The sequence below is a fragment of the Streptomyces javensis genome (assembly GCF_039525925.1).
Taxonomy (GTDB): domain Bacteria; phylum Actinomycetota; class Actinomycetes; order Streptomycetales; family Streptomycetaceae; genus Streptomyces; species Streptomyces asiaticus.
In genome coordinates this window covers 1-3,468 of the sequence record NZ_BAAAIF010000203.1, presented here as the reverse complement: position 1 = coordinate 3,468, position 3,468 = coordinate 1, and the positions used below count along the sequence as shown (strand labels likewise).

Genomic DNA, 3,468 nt, shown 5'->3' with positions numbered 1-3,468 from the left:
GTCATGTTCGGCAGGCGGTGTTGTTCGGGCCGGGTGTGGAGTGGCTGGCCGAGCACGGTCAGGTGACCCGGTTTGTGGAACTGGGGCCCGACGGCGTTCTGAGCGCCATGACCCACAACTGCCTCGCCCACCACAACGACCCTGGTGCCGGCAACGAGCCAGAGGTCATCGCCTCCCTGCGCCGGGACCAGCCCGAGACCCATGCCGTACTCACCTGCCTGGCACGGCAGTTCACCACCGGCAGCCCCATCGACTGGACCCCCGCACTCGGTGGTGGCAGGAAGCCCTCGGGGACCCACCTGGGGCTGCCCACCTACGCCTTCCAACGGCAGCGCTACTGGCTCGAGGCCCCGCCCCAAACAATCAATGCCACCGACCTCGGCCTGGAAACTGTCGAACACCCACTGCTCGGAGCCGCTCTGGAGGCGCCCGCCGGCGATGGGGTCTTCCTGACGGGTCGGCTCTCGCTGGAGACGCATCCATGGCTGGCTGATCACCGGGTGCTGGGATCGGTGCTGGTGCCGGGAGCCGCGCTGGTCGAGTTGGCTTTGAGTGCCGCGGCTCATGTGGGCTGTGACGCGGTGGAGGAATTCACTCTTCAGGATCCCCTGATCCTTGCGGAGCGGGGTGGTGTCCAGCTTCAGGTTGCGGTCGGCGAGGCAGAAGAGGACGGGCGTCGGAGCGTACAGGTGCGGTCTCGTCCAGACGCGGCCGACGGGGTGTGGAGCTCTCATGCGAGCGGGCTGCTGGTGGCGGAGGAGTCGGCTGCTGCTGGTGGCGGTGGGGTGGTGTTGGAGCAGTGGCCGCCGGTGGGCGCCGAGGTGGTGATGTCGGATCCGGAGGGGTTCTATGCCGGGTTTGTTGAGCGTGGGTTTGGTTACGGTCCGGCTTTTCGGGGGTTGGAGTCGGTCTGGCGGTGTGGTGAGGAGGTGTTCGCTCAGGTCCGTCTTCCGCAGGAGTGTGTGGGTGAGGTGGAGCGGTTCGGGGTGCATCCGGCGCTGCTGGACGCCGTTTTGCATGCGGTGGCGCTGACGGGCTTCGAGCAGCAGTCGGATGTGGAGTCGGGGTCGGGTTCGGTGCGTGTTCCGTTCGCGTGGTCGGGGGTGCGGTTGCATGCCTCGGGTGCGTCCGTGGTGCGGGTGCGGCTGACTCGGGCGGGGTCGGATGCGGTGGCGTTGGAGGTGGCGGACGCGGCAGGTCAGCCGGTGGCGTCTATCGAGTCCCTGGTTCTGCGGCCGATTTCGGCCGAGCAGTTGCAGGCCGCCCAGACCAGTCGCTACGACTCCCTCTTCCAGCTGGACTGGCACCCCCTGGACCTTCCCCGGGAGTCGGCCGCCGTGGGTTCGTGGTCGCTCGTGGGACCGGATGCCGGTCTGGAGGAGGCGGTGGACCGCGCGGGCGGGTCGTGTGCCCGGTACGAGGACGTGTCCGCGCTGGTCAGCGCCCTCGAGGAGGGCGAGGACGTGCCCGGCACCGTGGTGCTGTCCTGCCCGACGAACGCCCACGGCGGCGTGGTTGTCGGGGTGCAGGAGTCGCTTTCCTCCGTGCTGGGTGCTGTACAGCAGTGGCTTGGCGAGGAGCGGTTGGCTGCTTCTCGTCTGGTGGTGGCCACCTGTGGTGCGGTTGCCCCTGGGATGGGGGAGGACGTTGCGGGCCTGGAGCAGGCTCCGGTGTGGGGCTTGTTGCGGTCGGTGCAGACCGAGAACCCCGGTCGATTCCTCCTGCTGGACCACGACCCTGACCACGACATCAGCCCTGCCGCAGCGGACGCCGTGGTGCGGGCGCTCGTCGCTGGTGAGGAGTCCCAGCTGGCGCTGCGGGACGGGACGGTCCTGGTCCCGCGCTTGTCTCGCGTGATCAAGCCCGCGACGGCCTCCGGGGCGTCTGCGCCGTTGGTCTCTGGTGGGACGGTGTTGGTGACGGGTGCGTCGGGCGTGTTGGCGGGTGTGGTGGCTCGGCATCTGGTGGCTGAGCACGGGGTGGAGCATCTGCTGCTGGCCAGTCGCAGGGGTCCGGAGGCCCCAGGGGCGGTCGAGTTGGTGGCCGAGCTGGAGGCGGCGGGGGCGTCGGTCACCGTCGTCGCATGTGATGTGGCCGACCGGGAAGCGGTGCGTGAGCTGCTGGCTGGTGTTCCGGCGGAGGTGCCGCTCAGGGGTGTGGTGCATACCGCGGGGGTCGTCGATGACGGCGTTGTGGAGGGGCTGACCGATGAGCGCGTCCGTCGGGTGCTGGCTCCGAAGGTGGATGGGGCCTGGCATCTGCATGAGCTGACCCGGGACATGGGGTTGGAGGCGTTCGTGCTGTACTCCTCCGTCGCGGCCACGCTAGGTGCCGGTGGGCAGAGCAGTTACGCGGCGGCCAACGCCTTCCTCGACGCCCTGGCCCAGCACCGCCACGCCCAGGGCCTGCCCGCCGTGTCCCTCGCCTGGGGCCTGTGGGCACAGGCCAGTGGAATGACCCAAAACCTCAGCGCTGCTGACGCGGCCCGTGCACATCGCTCGGGAATCGTTCCGATGGCCACAGAGGACGCCTTGGCGCTGTTCGATCGGTCGATGCATACGGACCGTGCTGCGGTGCTGCCGGTGCGGATGGACCTCAAGGCGTTGGGGGACCGGCCGGTGCCGGTACCGCCGGTGCTGCGTCAGCTGGTGCGCAAGCCGGTCCGGAAGGCAGCGGCGGGGAATGGCAGTGGCCCGGGCAGCGAGTGGCGTGAGCGCATCGCCGCGGCCGTACCCGAAGAGCGGGAGCCACTGCTGCTCGACCTGGTCCGTACCCACCTTGCCGCCGTATTGGGACGAACCGACCCTCACGACATCGCCGCCGAGGGTGGGCTCCTCGAAATGGGCTTGGATTCCCTCACCGCGGTGGAACTACGCAATCACCTCGGTACGACAACAGGCCTTCGGCTGCCCACCACCGTGGTCTTCGATCACCCGACTCCCATGGCTCTAGCGAAGTATCTGGCCTCACGCCTGGGTGAAAGTGCATCGAAGCCCGAACGGACCAGTGCACGCGGCGTGCTGGCGGAAATCGAGAAGCTCCACGTGATGCTCGGCAACGTTTCCCTTGCCGATGAGGAGCATTCCATGGCCGCTGGGCGATTGACGGATGTTCTGACTCAGTTCAAGAAGCGCGGCACGGGTGACGTCGCCGACGTCGAAAGCATCGAAGCAGCCAGCGATGAGGAGCTGTTCGAACTCCTCGACGGCGACCTGTAACACCTATAGCTCCTCTGGACCTTTGGCCCACATTTTCTAGGAAGGCAATTCCTCGATGGCGGACGCGGCGCAGCTACGTACGTACCTCAAGCGAGCCACTGTTGACCTGCGTGAGGCTCGGGGGCGCCTGCGCGAGGTCGAGGAACGGGCGCGGGAGCCGATTGCGATTGTGGGTGTGGGGTGTCGGTATCCGGGTGGTGTGGTCTCGCCGGAGGGGTTGTGGGATTTGGTGGCGGGTGGGGCGGATGCC

General features: G+C 68.1%; 2 protein-coding genes. Both read left to right on the top strand.

The window, feature by feature from the left end:
• A partial coding sequence (locus tag ABD329_RS47525; protein ID WP_344318233.1) for an SDR family NAD(P)-dependent oxidoreductase occupies positions 1-3,218 on the top strand: 3,218 nt, incomplete at its 5' end.
• Between the two features lie 55 nt (positions 3,219-3,273).
• The coding region (locus tag ABD329_RS48425; protein WP_425574482.1) for a polyketide synthase docking domain-containing protein at positions 3,274-3,468 on the top strand (195 nt) is incomplete at its 3' end.